Genomic DNA, 14287 nt, shown 5'->3' with positions numbered 1-14287 from the left:
AATGAGGGGGGTCGCACCCCCTAACCAATCGTAAACAGGGTCCCGACACTACGCCTCGAATGCGAGCGGCTCTCCTCAGCACATTCCAACGAATGTCCGCTACTCCTAGAGGTGCGGGATGGGCCGTGATCTAACGGGTGAAGAATTCAAAATGCTTGCAAATCGCCGCAGAAGCGAACGACGGGTGTGCAGCCGGCTTGCCAAGATTCACTTCGGCGCGGGCTCGTTGCCACGGGACTGCACGATCACGGATATCTCCGACGGTGGCGTGAAGGTCGTGGCGGAGTTTCTGGAAGTGCCGCCGCAATTCACCATCATCTTCGCGCCGGACTATTCGCGTCAGTGCCGCCTGCGCTGGCGCATCGGCTGCGAGTTCGGTGCCGAATTTACCGACTGAGCGCGCAAACGATAACAATCGAGTCGCGAGCGACGCGTCCTTAACCGGACTTTAGCGTTAATAGGCAAAGCATCTCTGATCAGTCCGCCGGCGGTGATCAGAGTATGTCCAAGCGTTCGTTCCTTGCCTCTTCCCCGGCGAGATTCCTGCTTCCCGCGATGGCGGTGCTGGCGCTCGGCGGCTGCCAGACCACAAGCCTGGAGGACGTGACCGGCGCGCTCGGTGTGAGCAGCAAGCCCGAGCCTGCTGCGACGGCGGATGCCAGGCCGGATATGGACGCCCTGCGCGAACGTTATCGCGCCAAGCCCAGTGATCCCAACATCGCCCTCGACTACGGCAAGGCCCTGCGCGAGACCGGCCAGCACGCCCAGGCGGTCGCGGTGATGGAGCAGGCCGTGATGGTCCATCCCAGCAACAAGGCGCTGCTCGCCGGCTACGGCCGCGCGCTCGCCGACAATGGCAATTTCCAGCAGGCCTTCGATGTGCTGAGCCGCGCGCATACGCCTGAGGATCCCGACTGGCGCATCCTGTCGGCGCAAGGTGCGGCGCTCGACCAACTCGGCCGCAACGAGGAAGCGCAGCAATATTATGCGACGGCGCTGAAGATCGTGCCGGACGAGCCGCAGGTTTTGTCCAATCTCGGCCTGTCCTATGTGCTGCAGAATAATCTGTCGAAGGCCGAACAGGTGCTCGGCCGTGCCTATCAGCGCAATCAGAACAATGTGCGGGTCCGTGCCAATCTCGCGCTCGTGCTGGGATTGCAGGGCCGTCAGGCCGAGGCTGAAATCCTCGTGAAGGCCGATCTGCCGCCGGATCAGGCGGCGGCAAAGGTCGCGGCGCTGCGCGAGCTGCTGTCGAAGAAACAACAGCAGCGGGCCGAGAAGTAATCACCCGCCGCTGAGAGTCCTGTTCGCTCGAAAAACGCTCTCGCGCTTACGACGCCTTGCGATGCGGCGCCGATCCGCGTCCCGACCTGCCCTTCAGCTTCTTCAAGAGCGGACCGAGCAGCGAGCGCTTCGGCTTCTTCACGTCGCCGCGCCCGGCGAGACGGTTGGCCATGTTCTGGAACAGCTCGGTGGTGCGGTGGCTCTTGGAGACCTCCGCGATCATCTGGCCGTTATTGGCCGCGGTCGAGAACAGCTTGGAATCGAACGGAATCACCGCGAGCGGCTGGCTTTCCATGGTCTTGGCGAAGGACTTGACGTCGATCTCGGCTCGCTTGTGCATGCCGACCTGGTTGATGCAGTAGAGCGGCGGCCGGTCGTTCGGCCGTGCCGTCTTGAGCACGGTCAGCATGTTCTTGGTGTTGCGCAGGTTGGCGAGATCCGGCTCGGCCACGATGACGATATCGTCGGCGTTGACCAGCGCGCGCTTGGTCCAGGCCGACCATTGATGCGGGACGTCGAGCACGATGCAGGGCGTGGTCATGCGCAGCGTGTCGAAGATCGCATCGAACGCCTCGGCGCCGAAATCATAGACGCGATCGAGTGTGGCGGGCGCGGCCAGCAGGCTGAGATGATCGCTGCATTTGGCGAGCAGGCGCTCCATCAGCGCCGTGTCCGGCCGGTCCTGCGACAGCACCGCGTTGGCGATGCCCTGCGCCGGATCCTGGTTGTAGTCGAGACCGGCGGTGCCGAAGGCGAGGTCGAGATCGATCACGACGGAATCGAGCGCAAGGTCGCGCGCGATGGTCCAGGCCACGTTGTGCGCAACGGTGGAGGCGCCGACGCCGCCCTTGGCGCCGACCACAGCGATGATGCGACCGGTGATCATGGCTTCGGAGGCCGAGAACAGGCTGCAGATCGAGCGCACCACGTCGATGGTCTCGACCGGTCCGACCACGTAATCGTTGACGCCGCGGCGCACCAGTTCGCGATAGGGCGCGGTGTCGCCGGGATTGCCGATCACGACCACGCGGGTGCCGGGATCGCAGACCCCGGCGAGATCGTCGAGGCCTTCGAGAATGTCGCGCGTGCCGTCGGATTCGATGACGATGACGTTCGGCGTCGGCATCGTGTCATAGACTTCGATGGCCGCGGCGAGGCCGCCGCTTTTCGCGGTGAGATGGGCCTTGGCGAGACGGCGGTCCTGGCCGGCGGCGGTCACCGCGGCGAGCGTCTGCTCGGTCTCGCAGAAGGCCTGCACCGAAATACGGGGAACCGGCGCAATGTGATCCTCGGGGTGCTGCGGATCGTCCGCCTCTTCGTCGTGGATGTCCGTCATTTGCCTGTGTCGCTGAGTTTGGCCTTGTCAGCCTCGGGATAGATGGTCGTGGTCGGGGTGCCCTTGCGGTAGCGCTCGAACGCGATGTCGCGCCGCGCGGTATAGGCCGGCGTCTCCCCGCGCGGCTGCTCGAGATCGGCGGGGTTGTCGATCATGGCCGCCAGATTGCGCTGGGTGGCGCAGCCAAGATTGAAGTAGGGCCGGTTCTCGTTGTAGCCGGGGTCGAGGATCGACGGCCCCACGTCCTCGGGCCATAGCCCGCAAGGACCGGCGACCGCCTTGATCTTGGAATAGCTCAGCCGGATCGTCGGCAGCAGGCCGGGGTCTTCGGGACGGTAGGGATGCTGGACGATGGCGCGCGACGGCACGCCGCCGCTGCCGAGCACGGCGCGGATCTCGTGATAGGTCGCCGCCGCGGCGCGCGAGTTGGCGGTGTCGATGGGCACGTCGACGACGACGGAGCCGCTGCCTTCGCGCACCCAATCCTGGGCAATACCCATCACGTCGGCGTGCTGCGCGGCCGAAAGTCCGCCGCGGGCCTTGCCGACGAAGATCACGATCGAGCGCTTGCCTTCCTGCACCGCGATCGGGTGGCGCATGCGGTAATCGGTCGGCACCGTCTGGGTGGTGACGACGTCGCCCGTGGTGTTGCAGGCTCCCAGCATGACGGAGAGCCCCGTCAGCGCGAGTGCGATGCGCAATTTGCGGCGTCGATCGGCGGATGTCTTCGTCATCGGCTGGTCCCCTCTTCCCCGTGTCTTGCCCCGGTCCCCAAACCGTTCGTCTCAGTCGATGATGAAGCCGAAATCCCCGCGATTGCCGTCGATCGGATCGACGCGGCGCGCGATGCCGTAGAGGCGGTTCATGCGGCCGAGCAGCGCCGACTGCGCATCCGAGGACGGCGCGAAGCCGTCGTCGGGCCGCGACAATTCCTTCTGGGCGACCGCGCGCACCACATAGGGCGTCACGATCACCATCAGTTCGGTCTCGTTGTTGACGAAGTCCTGGCTGCGGAACAGTGCGCCGAGGATCGGCACCTGGTCGACGCCGGGCAGGCCGTTGATGGCCTGCTTGGTCTGCTGCTGGATCAGGCCGGCCATCGCCATCGAACCGCCGGAGGGAATTTCCAGCGTGGTCTCGGCGCGGCGGGTCTGGACCGAGGGAATGGTGATCGAGTTGGTCGCGCTTGAGGACAGCGCCTGCGACACCGTGATCGCGTTCTGGCTCGACAGCTCCGAGACCTCGGTCATCACGCGCAGGCTGATGCGGCCCTCGCTGAGCACGACCGGGGTGAAGTTCAAGGAGATACCGAACTTCTTGTAGGTGATCTGGGTGGTGCAGACATGCGTGGTCGGATCGCAGGCATACCCCCCGGGGATCGGGAATTCGCCACCGGCGATGAAGGTCGCGGATTCACCCGAGATCGCCGTCAGGCTCGGTTCGGCCAGCGTCCGCATCACGCCCGCGGTCTCCATCGCACGCATCGTGGCGTTGACGGTGGCGACGCCCTTGGCAAGGCCGGTGACGCCGAGGCCGTTGTTGCTGACCAGCGGCCCGCCGCTGGCAGAGAACGGGTTCGAATTGTTGAAATTCACCACCGCGGTGCCGGCGTTCAGGCTGGCGCTGAGATCGACGCCGAGTTGCTTGACGATGTCGCGGCGGACTTCGCCGACGACGACCTTGAGCATCACCTGGTCGCGGCCGCGCACGACGATGTTGTTGACGACCTTGTCCGCGCCGCCGACCAGCTTCGCGGCGACGTCGCCGGCCTGCTGGGCCTCGACCGGGCTCGACACCGAGCCGGTCAGCATCACGCTGTCGCCGACGCCCTCGATCTGCACGCCCGGCAGCGACTGGCGCAGCGCCGCGCGCATGCCGTTGAGGTCGCGCTTCACCGCGATGTCGTAGGCGGCGACCTGCTGGCCGTCGGCGGTGAAGAACACCACGTTGGTCTGACCGACCTGGGCGCCGATGATATAGGCGCGCTGCGACGAACGGATCACCGCATTGGCGATCTTGGGATCGGCCACCAGCACGTCCTTGACCTCGCGCGGCAGGTCGATCACGACCGACTTGCCGACGCCGAGCGACAACGAGCGTGTCCTCGCCGGCGCGATGCTCGCGACCGGCGAGACGCCGAGATCCGGCGCCTGCAGCGGCGCCTGGTCTCCGACCGGCGCATCCGCAGCGCGGACGAGATCGGGGGCTGCGACCAGCCCCAGTATCAGCATTGTCCCTGCCCAGAACGAGCGAGCGCGCTTCCCCCGAATGCGCATGCCCGTCCGATTATCCCCATAGTTCATGCTGTCCCCATCACTTCTGTGACGTTAATTGTCGTGTCTGCACGCCGTAGCGGATCACGTTGACGCCGCTCTGGCGCGACTTGAGCGTCTGGTCCTCGGGCGAGCCGTCGGAGGCGCTGGCATCGGCGATGCTGCGCAATGCGAGTGTCAGCGTGCCGCCCTGGCGCGAGGCCGAGAGCGTGGCGACCTGGTCGGGCCGGAGCTCGAGCGTGACGGTCTTGCCGAGCACGGCGTTCTGGCCCTCTTTCTCCTTCGGCGCCTGGTCGATCGCGAGCACGCGGATGTTGGTCAGGACCACCTCTGAGAGGATCAAGTCATTGCCGCCGGCGTCGGGATTCTTCATGCGCCGCGTCAGGACGATGTCGACGCGGTCGTTCGGCAGGATGAAGCCGCCGGCGCCGGTTTCGGCGGAGATTTCGGTGGAGACGGCGCGCATGCCCGATGGCAGGATCGCGGCCATGAAGCCGGAGCCGTCGGCCTTCACCAGCTTCTGCTCGCGGATCGGCTCGCCCTGCATCAACGGAACGCGCGCGATCGAGCCGGCGATCTGGGTCTGCGCGTCGGGCCGGCTGTCGCGGCGGATGAAGGCGCTGCTGGCGGTCGGTTGCGGCCAGGTCTGCCATTGCAGATCCTCGGCCTTCACGGCCTGGCCGAGCTGAATGTCGGATTTGGCGACGAGCACCTCGACCGTCGGCAGCTTCTCGGCCACCGGGAGAGGGGCTGCGGGCTTGTTGTCATAGCTGCTCGCCAGATACGCAGCGACGCCGCCGGCGCCCAGTGCGATGACGAGAACGACAATGCGTGCGGTGTTCATACGCTTCTACTCTTACGCGGGGCACTCGAACCGCACGTGGCGGGTTCCCCCGCATCGATGAGTAGGGAGTAAAAGTATAAGGGGTGTTGCGAGGTCGAATGCGATGCGCAGCGACAGCGAGCGTTTTAGGCAGATGGTGAACGTCGCGTTATTCGGTCAGCCAATGGCCCCGTAGATTCACGCATGCGCGCTCATGCGTTTTCGCGAGGCGCGGGGCGTCATGGTGAACGGGTGGTTAGCGATGGGTGACATCGCGTGCATGCGACGACAATGCTGGTCCGTCATCCCGGGGTGCGAGCCTTGTCTGGATTGGTGGCTTCGCACCCCGCTGGTCCGAACACTACTGGCAGGGATACCGGCGGCCGTCCTTTGCCGCGAATGTAATCGTGGCCGGGTCGTACGAGCCGTAACGTTGCGCGCAAGTCAGCGAAGTCGCGCTGAAATGGGGCTTTACGCATATGGGTCGGTTTGCGGCGTCGGACCGCACGGCATTCGGGCTCTATCCGTCCGACACGGTCCGACGCGCCCGGGAATTTTACAGCTAGAACAGTCGAGCAAGGCTACGGATGCGGAGCCCGGATTTCGCTGCGCTCCATCCGGGCCACGAGGCGGCGGTTACTTCACCCGCTTCTGCTCGATGACATCCCAGACCTTTGCCGCAACATCGGGACCGCCGAGCCGCGCGATGGCGCGGATGCCGGTCGGCGATGTGACGTTGATCTCGGTGAGGTTGCCGTTGATGACGTCGATGCCGACGAACAACAGGCCGCGCTCACGCAGCGCGGGGCCGACGGTTGCGCAGATCTCGCGCTCGCGTGGCGTGAGCTCGGTCTCCTGCGCGGCGCCGCCGCGCACCATGTTGGAGCGGAGGTCGTCGGCGGCAGGCACGCGGTTCACGGCGCCTGCGAACTCGCCGTTCACCAGGATGATGCGCTTGTCGCCGTGCTTCACCTCGGGGATGAATTGCTGGATCACCCAGGCTTCCTTGAAAGTGACCGAGAACATGTCGTACAGCGAGCCGAAATTCATGTCCTGCGGCATCACGCGGAACACTGCGGCGCCGCCATGGCCGTGCAGCGGCTTCATCACCACGGCACCGTACTTGTCGCGGAACGCGTTGATCTCATCGAGATCGCGCGAGATCAGGGTCGGCGGCATCAGCTGCGGAAAGTTCATCACGAACAGCTTTTCCGGTGCATTGCGCACCGACGCGGGATCGTTGACGACGAGCGTCTTCGGGTGAATGCGCTCGAGCAGATGCGTCGAGGTGATGTAGGCGAGATCGAACGGCGGGTCCTGGCGCAGCAGCACCACGTCAAAGCCGTTCAGCGCCTCGCGCTTGGGCTCGCCGAGGGTGAAGTGATCCCCGGCCTCGTCGCGCACGGTCAGAAGCTGCACGGGCGCAACGATCTCCTCGCCGACCATCGAGAGCCTGTCGGGCGTATAATAGGACAGGCTGTGGCCGCGCTTCTGCGCCTCCAGAAGCAGCGCAAAGGTGGAATCGCCCTTGATGTTGATGCGGGCGATGGGGTCCATCTGGACGGCGACGTTCAGTTTCATGGTCTGCCTTTCAGGTCGAGGCGTCGAATGCCGCCAACACATGGCGCGGAAGCGAGCGCGGCGCAATCAGCATGGCGTCGAATCGCAGTTCGAATTCCGCATGCTCGGGATGCGCTACGAGCCAGCCCTGGGCGGCGTCGATGATGCGCTGCTGCTGGCGCGGCGTCACTGCATAGGCGGCGTCATCGAGGCTGGCGCGCGCCTTGACCTCGACGAAGGCGATCAGGTTGCGGCGGCGCGCCACGAGGTCGATCTCGCCATGTGGGGTGCGGTAGCGTTTGGCCAGGATGCGGTAGCCCTTGGCCATGAGATAAGCAGCGGCGCGGCTCTCGGCCGAGATGCCGGTGCGGAACGCGGCGATACGCTCGGGCGAGGCGATCTTCGGTTCCGGTTTGGATCCCGGAGCATCCTCAGTCTTCGCCATCGCCGCCCCGCAGATCTTTTGCGAGCTCGAGCGCGCGGGCATAGACCTCGCGTCGGGGCCGCCCCGAGAGCCCGACCGCGTGCGCGACGGCGTCCTTGACGCTGTGCGTGGCGAGCTGCTCGCGCAAGAGATCGTCGAGCGCATCCGATGTCAGCACGTCGGCATCCGCCGCCGGCGGAGCGATCACCAGCACGAATTCGCCGCGCGTTTCCAGTGCTTCTGCTTCGCGTGCCAGTTCGTCCAGCGTTGCGCGGGAAATCTCCTCGTGCAGTTTGGTCAGCTCGCGGCAAATCGCGGCGTCGCGCGTGCCCATGATCTCCGCGAGATCGGCAAGCGTATTCTGGATGCGGTTGCCGGATTCGAACATCACCAGCGTCGCATCGATGCGGGCAAGTTCAGTGAGGCGCGACCGCCGCGCGGCGGATTTCGCCGGCAGGAAGCCCTCGAAGAAGAAGCGGTCGGTCGGCAGGGCCGCGACCGAGAGTGCTGCCAGCACCGAGGATGGCCCCGGCAGCGCATAGACCGCATGGCCGGCCGCGCAGACCTCGCGCACCAGCTTGTAACCGGGATCGGAGATCAGCGGCGTGCCGGCATCCGACACCAGCGCGACCGAGCCGCCGGCCGCAAGCGCCTCCAGGATCTTCGGCCGCGCGGCCTCGGCATTGTGCTCATGATACTGCTTGAGCTGTGCGGTAATGGCGTAGCGCTCGGTCAGGCGCCGCGTGATCCTGGTGTCCTCGCAGGCGATCACGTCGACCCCGGCCAGCGTTTGCAGCGCGCGCAGCGTGATGTCGCCGAGATTGCCGATGGGGGTGGCGACCAGATAGAGGCCGGCCGCCGGCTTCGGCGCCGTGAGCCGGTGGGCGTCGATGGAGAAACCGCGGGGGGCGGCATCCGTAGCTTCAGTCGTATTTATCGGGGCCGGCTTTGCGCGCATAATGAATCGAACTTAGGCATGATCTCCGGGGCTGGGAACCAGTCCTTCGAAAAAGATCGTGCCGGCAGGATACGAAACTGGGGTGAGGAAGAACTGGAATGTGATCCATGCGGCATCACATTCGCTAAAGGACGAAGTGTCAGCGCCATATTCGCGGCGGAAACCCCGCTTTGATGTTGGATGACGGAGGGCGAACAGCCAGCCAGAGCATAAGGGCAGCCGCATTAGGCGGTCATTATCCTTTTGTTTTGGTTAACTATTTGCCGACAATATGCCCGAATCCGCGGCTTCTGTCGCGGCAATGAATGTTGTGACTGGCCGCTCGCGACCGGTCAGAAGAGAAGCTGCCATGCTGGGCCCGCGCGATCCGAAGTCTTCCGTTCCGGGGCCCCGTTTGTCGGGAGCGACCCGGCGGAGCGCGCTTGGCCTGCTGATCGGCACGCCCCTGCTCTCGGCCTGCGCCGGCGTGCAGCAGAGCCTCAGCCAGTTTTCCAGCCCGTTCTCCAGCTCCTCGCCTCCGGCTCAGCCGGCCGGTCCGCCGCAGCAGGCGACCACCGCCGGCACCGGTGGCGTGAAGGTTGGCGTGATCCTGCCGCTCTCGGCCGCGGGCAATGCCGGCCTGGCCGCGCAATCCATGCGCAACGCTGCCGAGATGGCACTGGCCGAGTTCCAGAATCCGAACATCCAGCTCTTGATCAAGGACGACAATGGCAGCCCGCAGGGCGCGCAAGCCGGCGCGCAGCAGGCGATCGACGAAGGCGCCGAGATCATTTTGGGGCCGCTGTTTGCGCAATCGGTGCCGGCCGTGGCCCAGGTCGCGCGCACGCGCGGCATCCCGGTGATGGCGTTCTCGACCGATTCGAGCATCGCGGGCCGCGGGGTCTATCTGTTGAGCTTCCTGCCGGAGTCCGACGTCAATCGCATCATCGAATATTCGGCCAGCATCGGAAAACGCTCCGACGCGGTGCTCGTGCCCGACAATGCCTATGGCAATGTCGTCGAAGCCGCGGTGAAGGCGGCCGTGCCGCGGCGCGGCGGCCGCATCGTCGCGTTCGAGAAATACGGTGCCGATCGCGCCACGCCGGCGCGCAGCGTGGCGCAGCAGCTCGGCAGCGCGGATGCGCTGTTCATTGCCGATGACGGCGACGCCGTCGTCGCGGTGGCCGATGCGATGACCGCCGCGGGCGCGAATTTGCGCAACATCCAGCTGCTTGGCACCGGCCTGTGGGACAATCCGCGCGTCTATGCCAGTCCCGCCTTGCAAGGCGGTCTCTATGCCGCGCCGGATCCCGCCGGCTTCCGCGCGTTCTCCGGCCGCTACCGCACCAAATATGGCGCCGATCCGATCCGGACCGCGACGCTGGCTTATGACGCGGTGGCGCTCGTCGCCGCGCTCGCGCGCACGCAGGGCACCACGCGCTTCTCGTCCGACGTGCTCACCAACCCTTCCGGCTTCGCCGGCATCGACGGCCTGTTCCGCTTCCGCGCCGATGGCACCAATGAACGTGGGCTCGCGGTGATGAAGGTGACGACCGGCGGTGGTGTTGCCGTTGCGGGCTCGCCGAAGAGCTTTGGGGCGTAGTTCAGGACAACGGTGCCGTAGTCGCAGGGTGGGTTAGCGAAGCGCAACCCACCACTTCGTTCCGCGCATGTGGAAGCAAGGTGGGTTACGCCCTCGGCTAACCCACCCTACGAGATCTCGTTACGCCGCGAGATCCGCGACCACCGCATCCAACACCGGGAATCCGCTGCTGGTCACGCGCAAGCGGCCCGTTGCATCGACCGTGATCGCGCCTTCCTCACGCAGCAGCGCGATGCGGCCGGGGTCGAGCGGGCGGCCGGCGAGCGCCATGTAGCGCGCGGGGTCGATGCCTTCGGCCAAGCGCAATCCCATCAGCAAAAATTCGTCGGCGCGTTCTTCGCTGTTGAGGAGATCGTCGGTGACGATGCCGTCACCATTCGTCTCGACCCGCAGCAGCCAGGCTTCCGGACGCTTTTCGGTGGCGGTGGCATGACGCACGCCGTCGATGTCGAGGCGGCCATGCGCGCCGGGGCCGATGCCGGCATATTCGTCGCCGCGCCAGTACACCAGATTGTGCCGGCACTCGGCGCCGCGACGCGCGTGGTTGGAAATCTCGTAGGCGGGCAAGCCAAGCTTGTCGCAGGTCTCCTGCGTCACGTCGTAGAGCGCACGCGCGACCGCTTCGTCCGGCGTTTTCAGTTTGCCGGCCTGGTGCAGGCCGAAGAACGGCGTGCCTTCCTCGATGGTCAGCTGATAGAGCGACAGATGCTCGGCGGCTTCATCGATGGCGAGACGCAGCTCATCGGCCCACATCGCCGGTGTCTGGTCGGGGCGGGCGTAGATCAGGTCGAACGAATAACGGTCGAACGAGCGGCGCGCGATGGCAACCGCATCGAGCGCCTCGCGCGCGCTATGCATGCGGCCCAAGGCTTTCAGCGAGGCATCGTCCAGCGCCTGCACGCCAAGCGAGACGCGGTTGACGCCGGCGGCGCGATAGCCGGCAAAGCGCGTGGCTTCGACGCTGGTCGGGTTTGCCTCCAGCGTCACCTCGACATCGCCTGCGACAGTCCAGTGCTTGCCGATCGCGTCGAGCACGGCGCCGACGGTTGCAGGCTGCATCAGCGATGGCGTGCCGCCGCCGAGAAAGATCGACGTGACCTCGCGGCCGGGCGAGCGCTGCGCGGTCGTTTCGATCTCGCGCGCGAAGGCGGAGGCAAAGCGCGCCTCGTCGATCGCGGCGTGGCGGACATGGCTGTTGAAGTCGCAATAGGGGCACTTCGACAGGCAGAACGGCCAGTGCACGTAGACGCCAAAGGCTGCAGACTCTTGTTTTGACGCGTTTTCCTGGCGCGAACCGGTGTCCACTTCGCTTGAAAACGCTTTAGCGCGGCTCAAGGCAGATCTCCGCCAGTTTCACGAATGCGCGGGCGCGATGCGACAGGCCAAGGCCAAGCGGCGGCAGGCCGTGCTTCTCGATGCTTTCCATCTCGCCGAAAGTGCGCTTGTGAGCGTCGGGCAAAAACATCGGATCGTAACCGAAGCCGGCGGTGCCGCGCGGCGGCCAGACCAGTGTGCCGTCGACACGCGCCTCGACCTCTTCGAGATGATGATCGGGCCAGGCGACGCAGAGCGCGGAGACGAAATGCGCTTTTCGGCGATCCGGCGTGGTGGCACCACGCTCCTGCAGCAGGCGCTCGATCTGCGCCATCGCCGCAGCGAAATCCTTGGAGGGGCCGGCCCAGCGCGCGCTGTAGATGCCGGGCGCGCCGTCGAGCGCATCGACCACGATACCGGAATCATCGGCGAAGGACGGAAGGCCGGTTGCCTGCGCCGCCGCGATCGCCTTGATCGCGGCATTGCTGCGGAAATCGTTGCCGGTCTCGTCCGGCTCGCCCAAGCCGAGCTCACCGGCCGACACCACCTCGATGCCGTGAGGCGCGAGCAGCTCCTTCATCTCGGCGAGCTTGCCGGGATTGTGGGTGGCGATGACGAGCTTTCCGGTGATTCGGCGGTGCATGGGCCTATTGACTACGCGACAGCCAGTTTCTGCAAGTCCACGAGCCGCGCGATGCCTTTCTGCGCCAGTGCCATCAGCGCCAGGAACTCGTCCTGTGTGAACGGCTCGCGCTCCGCGGTGCCCTGCACCTCGACGATGCGACCGTCGCCGGTCATGACGAAATTGGCGTCGGTCTCGGCTTCCGAATCCTCGGCATAGTCGAGATCCAGCACCGGCTTGCCCTGATAGATGCCGCAGGAGATCGCGGCGACGTTGTCGCGCATCACGTTGGCCTTGATCATGTTGCGCGCCTTCATCCAGGCGATGCAATCGGCGAGCGCGACCCAGGCGCCGGTGATCGAGGCGGTGCGGGTGCCGCCGTCGGCCTGGAGGACGTCGCAATCGACCGTGATCTGACGCTCACCGAGCGCTTCGAGATCGACGATGGTGCGAAGTGAGCGGCCGATCAGGCGCTGGATTTCGACGGTGCGGCCGCTTTGCTTGCCGGCCGCAGCTTCGCGGCGGGTGCGTTCCGAGGTCGCACGCGGCAGCATGCCGTATTCGGCAGTGACCCAGCCGCGGCCCTGGCCCTTGAGCCAGGGCGGCAGGCGTTCTTCCAGCGTGGCGGTGACCAGCACATGGGTGTCGCCGAATTTCACGAGGCAGGAGCCTTCCGCATATTTGACCACGCCACGCTCAAGCGTCACGGGGCGCAATTCGTCGGGCGCACGGCGGCTTGGCCGCATGGGAATCCTCCAAAACTCACGGAAAAGGGCTGTTCGCGGTGCTTGTAGGTGGGGTGAGGGTGAGCGGCAAGGGGGAACATCAAGGCCGCTTTCAGCCCCGGTTTTCCACCCCGCAAACGCCACGCTTGTCAGAACCGTCCCGGATGGACAAATTATGAGCATCTGAGAGGAGTTACCGTCTGTGGCCCATCACGATCCGATCCATCTGATCGCGCCGCGCGCAGGCCTCGCCCAGCTCAACGAGCGTTCCCGCGACATCTTTCGTCAAATTGTCGAAAGCTATCTGGCGACCGGCGAGCCGGTCGGCTCGCGCAACATCTCGCGCCTGATCGCGATGCCGCTGTCCCCGGCTTCGGTCCGCAATGTCATGGCCGATCTGGAACAGCTCGGCCTGATCTATGCCCCCCATACCTCAGCCGGCCGGCTTCCGACGGAACTTGGCCTGCGTTTCTTCGTCGACGCCCTGATGCAGGTCGGCGACCTCAACGAGGCCGAGCGGCAGTCGATCCAGAGCCAGCTCGCCACCGTCGGCCATGCGCAATCGGTCGAGGCGGCGCTGGACCAGGCGCTGACGCGGCTGTCGGGCCTGACCCGCGCCGCCGCCGTGGTGCTGACGCCAAAGTCCAATGCGCGGCTGAAGCACATCGAATTCGTCCGGTTGGAACCCGAGAAGGCGCTGGTCATCCTGGTCGGCGAGGATGGCCAGGTCGAAAACCGCGTGCTGACGCTGCCGCCGGGAGTTCCCTCGTCCGCCATTACGGAAGCCGGCAATTTCCTCAATGCGCGGATTCGCGGCCGGACGCTCGCCGAGGCGCGGCTCGAGCTGGAAACCGCGCTCGGCGAGGCCCGCGCCGAGCTCGACCAACTGGCGCAAAAGGTCATCTCGGCCGGGATTGCGAGCTGGTCCGGCGGCGAGAACGAGGACCGTCAGCTCATCGTTCGCGGCCACGCCAATCTGCTGGAAGATCTGCACGCGCTGGAGGATTTGGAGCGCGTTCGCCTGCTGTTCGACGATCTCGAGACGAAACGTGGCGTGATCGACCTGCTGGGGCGCGCCGAAACTGCCGAAGGCGTGCGGATCTTCATCGGCAGCGAGAACAAGCTGTTTTCGCTGTCGGGCTCCTCCACCATCATCTCGCCCTATCGGGATGCCGCCGGCCGTATCGTCGGCGTCTTGGGTGTAATCGGGCCGACACGGCTGAATTATGCCCGTGTGATCCCGACCGTGGACTACGCCGCCCGCATCGTCAGCCGCCTGTTGGGGGGCTGACCGGCATTTGAGCCGATCACGGGCGCTTGATTTTCAGCGCCCGAAGCACGATATCCGGGCCAGAAAACCTCCCCTTGAGACGAGTTTGAGAAGCA

At 65.6% G+C, this 14287-nt stretch carries 15 protein-coding genes and 1 pseudogene; 5 read left to right on the top strand and 11 right to left on the bottom strand.

The genetic code is table 11. The annotated features are described in order from the left end of the window. Window positions 1-151 precede the first annotated feature (151 nt). Both ACWAT4_RS00925 and ACWAT4_RS00920 read left to right on the top strand, forming a co-directional pair. On the top strand, window positions 152-397 hold the full coding sequence (locus ACWAT4_RS00925) for a PilZ domain-containing protein (RefSeq protein ID WP_011083489.1): 246 nt from the start codon (window positions 152-154) through the stop codon (window positions 395-397). 104 nt (window positions 398-501) lie between these two features. Beyond that, window positions 502-1284 (top strand): tetratricopeptide repeat protein, encoded by a 783-nt coding sequence (locus ACWAT4_RS00920; RefSeq protein ID WP_212301910.1) that lies wholly within the window; start codon window positions 502-504, stop codon window positions 1282-1284. A gap of 46 nt (window positions 1285-1330) precedes the next feature. On the opposite strand, the gene ACWAT4_RS00915 is transcribed toward ACWAT4_RS00920, so the two are convergent. The 5 genes from ACWAT4_RS00915 to ACWAT4_RS00895 all read right to left on the bottom strand — a co-directional run bounded on the left by ACWAT4_RS00915 (window position 1331) and on the right by ACWAT4_RS00895 (window position 6122). After that, a complete protein-coding gene (locus ACWAT4_RS00915) occupies window positions 1331-2620 on the bottom strand; it encodes an AAA family ATPase (RefSeq protein ID WP_449729605.1) in 1290 nt (429 codons plus the stop codon). Then, complete coding sequence (locus ACWAT4_RS00910) at window positions 2617-3354, bottom strand: CpaD family pilus assembly protein (protein WP_449729604.1); 738 nt, start codon at window positions 3352-3354, stop codon at window positions 2617-2619. The genes ACWAT4_RS00915 and ACWAT4_RS00910 overlap by 4 nt, the downstream gene beginning before the upstream one ends. Before the next feature lie 51 nt (window positions 3355-3405). After that, the gene (locus ACWAT4_RS00905; protein WP_212301913.1) at window positions 3406-4923 is read right to left on the bottom strand and encodes a type II and III secretion system protein family protein; all 1518 of its coding nucleotides are present in this window, start codon (window positions 4921-4923) and stop codon (window positions 3406-3408) included. A gap of 10 nt (window positions 4924-4933) precedes the next feature. Next, complete coding sequence (cpaB, locus tag ACWAT4_RS00900) at window positions 4934-5737, bottom strand: Flp pilus assembly protein CpaB (RefSeq protein ID WP_449729603.1); 804 nt, start codon at window positions 5735-5737, stop codon at window positions 4934-4936. A 340-nt stretch (window positions 5738-6077) separates the two neighbouring features. After that, complete coding sequence (locus tag ACWAT4_RS00895; protein WP_449731321.1) at window positions 6078-6122, bottom strand: hypothetical protein; 45 nt, start codon at window positions 6120-6122, stop codon at window positions 6078-6080. Window positions 6123-6159: 37 nt separating this feature from the next. On the opposite strand from ACWAT4_RS00895, the pseudogene ACWAT4_RS00890 reads away from it, so the two are divergent. Next, a pseudogene (locus ACWAT4_RS00890) lies at window positions 6160-6282 on the top strand (AraC family transcriptional regulator); the annotation flags it as partial. A 70-nt stretch (window positions 6283-6352) separates the two neighbouring features. Here the strand turns inward: ACWAT4_RS00890 and gshB are convergent. Genes gshB through rsmI form a run of 3 tightly spaced genes read right to left on the bottom strand, consistent with a single transcriptional unit; the run spans window position 6353 to window position 8658 of the window. After that, window positions 6353-7297 carry a glutathione synthase gene (gene gshB, locus ACWAT4_RS00885; RefSeq protein WP_212301915.1) on the bottom strand — a complete coding sequence of 315 codons (945 nt, stop codon included), beginning with the start codon at window positions 7295-7297 and terminating at the stop codon, window positions 6353-6355. 10 nt (window positions 7298-7307) lie between these two features. Then, a complete protein-coding gene (locus ACWAT4_RS00880) occupies window positions 7308-7721 on the bottom strand; it encodes a YraN family protein (protein WP_212301916.1) in 414 nt (137 codons plus the stop codon). After that, on the bottom strand, window positions 7708-8658 hold the full coding sequence (rsmI, locus tag ACWAT4_RS00875) for a 16S rRNA (cytidine(1402)-2'-O)-methyltransferase (RefSeq protein ID WP_449729602.1): 951 nt from the start codon (window positions 8656-8658) through the stop codon (window positions 7708-7710). The genes ACWAT4_RS00880 and rsmI overlap by 14 nt, the downstream gene beginning before the upstream one ends. 349 nt (window positions 8659-9007) lie before the next feature. Here rsmI and ACWAT4_RS00870 point away from each other — a divergent pair, with 349 nt between their 5' ends. Continuing rightward, the gene (locus ACWAT4_RS00870; protein WP_212424188.1) at window positions 9008-10240 is read left to right on the top strand and encodes a penicillin-binding protein activator; all 1233 of its coding nucleotides are present in this window, start codon (window positions 9008-9010) and stop codon (window positions 10238-10240) included. Between the two features lie 120 nt (window positions 10241-10360). On the opposite strand, the gene hemW is transcribed toward ACWAT4_RS00870, so the two are convergent. The 3 genes from hemW to rph are packed head-to-tail and all read right to left on the bottom strand — an operon-like array spanning window position 10361 to window position 12922. Further along, complete coding sequence (gene hemW / locus ACWAT4_RS00865) at window positions 10361-11545, bottom strand: radical SAM family heme chaperone HemW (RefSeq protein ID WP_449731320.1); 1185 nt, start codon at window positions 11543-11545, stop codon at window positions 10361-10363. 16 nt (window positions 11546-11561) lie between these two features. After that, window positions 11562-12197, bottom strand: coding sequence for an RdgB/HAM1 family non-canonical purine NTP pyrophosphatase (rdgB, locus tag ACWAT4_RS00860; RefSeq protein ID WP_212301920.1), 636 nt, complete (start codon window positions 12195-12197; stop codon window positions 11562-11564). Window positions 12198-12208: 11 nt separating this feature from the next. Further along, on the bottom strand, window positions 12209-12922 hold the full coding sequence (gene rph, locus ACWAT4_RS00855) for a ribonuclease PH (protein ID WP_212301921.1): 714 nt from the start codon (window positions 12920-12922) through the stop codon (window positions 12209-12211). Between the two features lie 181 nt (window positions 12923-13103). On the opposite strand from rph, the gene hrcA reads away from it, so the two are divergent. Further along, window positions 13104-14192, top strand: a complete 1089-nt coding sequence (gene hrcA, locus ACWAT4_RS00850; RefSeq protein WP_194465273.1) for a heat-inducible transcriptional repressor HrcA — start codon at window positions 13104-13106, stop codon at window positions 14190-14192. Window positions 14193-14287: the final 95 nt, after the last annotated feature.

This window comes from Bradyrhizobium sp. T-1, assembly GCF_053592855.1.
The sequence above is the reverse complement of the archived record's forward strand: the minus strand, read 5'-3'. Positions and strand labels throughout refer to the sequence as shown.

Bases quoted from the DNA above. Each gene is read 5' to 3' on its own strand.
- ACWAT4_RS00925 (WP_011083489.1), top strand. From the start codon at position 152: ATGCTTGCAAATCGCCGCAGAAGCGAACGACGGGTGTGCAGCCGGCTT.
- rsmI (WP_449729602.1), bottom strand. From the start codon at position 8,658: ATGCGCGCAAAGCCGGCCCCGATAAATACGACTGAAGCTACGGATGCC.
- ACWAT4_RS00870 (WP_212424188.1), top strand. From the start codon at position 9,008: ATGCTGGGCCCGCGCGATCCGAAGTCTTCCGTTCCGGGGCCCCGTTTG.
- ACWAT4_RS00915 (WP_449729605.1), bottom strand. From the start codon at position 2,620: ATGACGGACATCCACGACGAAGAGGCGGACGATCCGCAGCACCCCGAG.
- rdgB (WP_212301920.1), bottom strand. From the start codon at position 12,197: ATGCACCGCCGAATCACCGGAAAGCTCGTCATCGCCACCCACAATCCC.
- ACWAT4_RS00905 (WP_212301913.1), bottom strand. From the start codon at position 4,923: ATGAACTATGGGGATAATCGGACGGGCATGCGCATTCGGGGGAAGCGC.
- ACWAT4_RS00880 (WP_212301916.1), bottom strand. From the start codon at position 7,721: ATGGCGAAGACTGAGGATGCTCCGGGATCCAAACCGGAACCGAAGATC.
- ACWAT4_RS00920 (WP_212301910.1), top strand. From the start codon at position 502: ATGTCCAAGCGTTCGTTCCTTGCCTCTTCCCCGGCGAGATTCCTGCTT.
- gshB (WP_212301915.1), bottom strand. From the start codon at position 7,297: ATGAAACTGAACGTCGCCGTCCAGATGGACCCCATCGCCCGCATCAAC.
- cpaB (WP_449729603.1), bottom strand. From the start codon at position 5,737: ATGAACACCGCACGCATTGTCGTTCTCGTCATCGCACTGGGCGCCGGC.
- ACWAT4_RS00910 (WP_449729604.1), bottom strand. From the start codon at position 3,354: ATGACGAAGACATCCGCCGATCGACGCCGCAAATTGCGCATCGCACTC.
- rph (WP_212301921.1), bottom strand. From the start codon at position 12,922: ATGCGGCCAAGCCGCCGTGCGCCCGACGAATTGCGCCCCGTGACGCTT.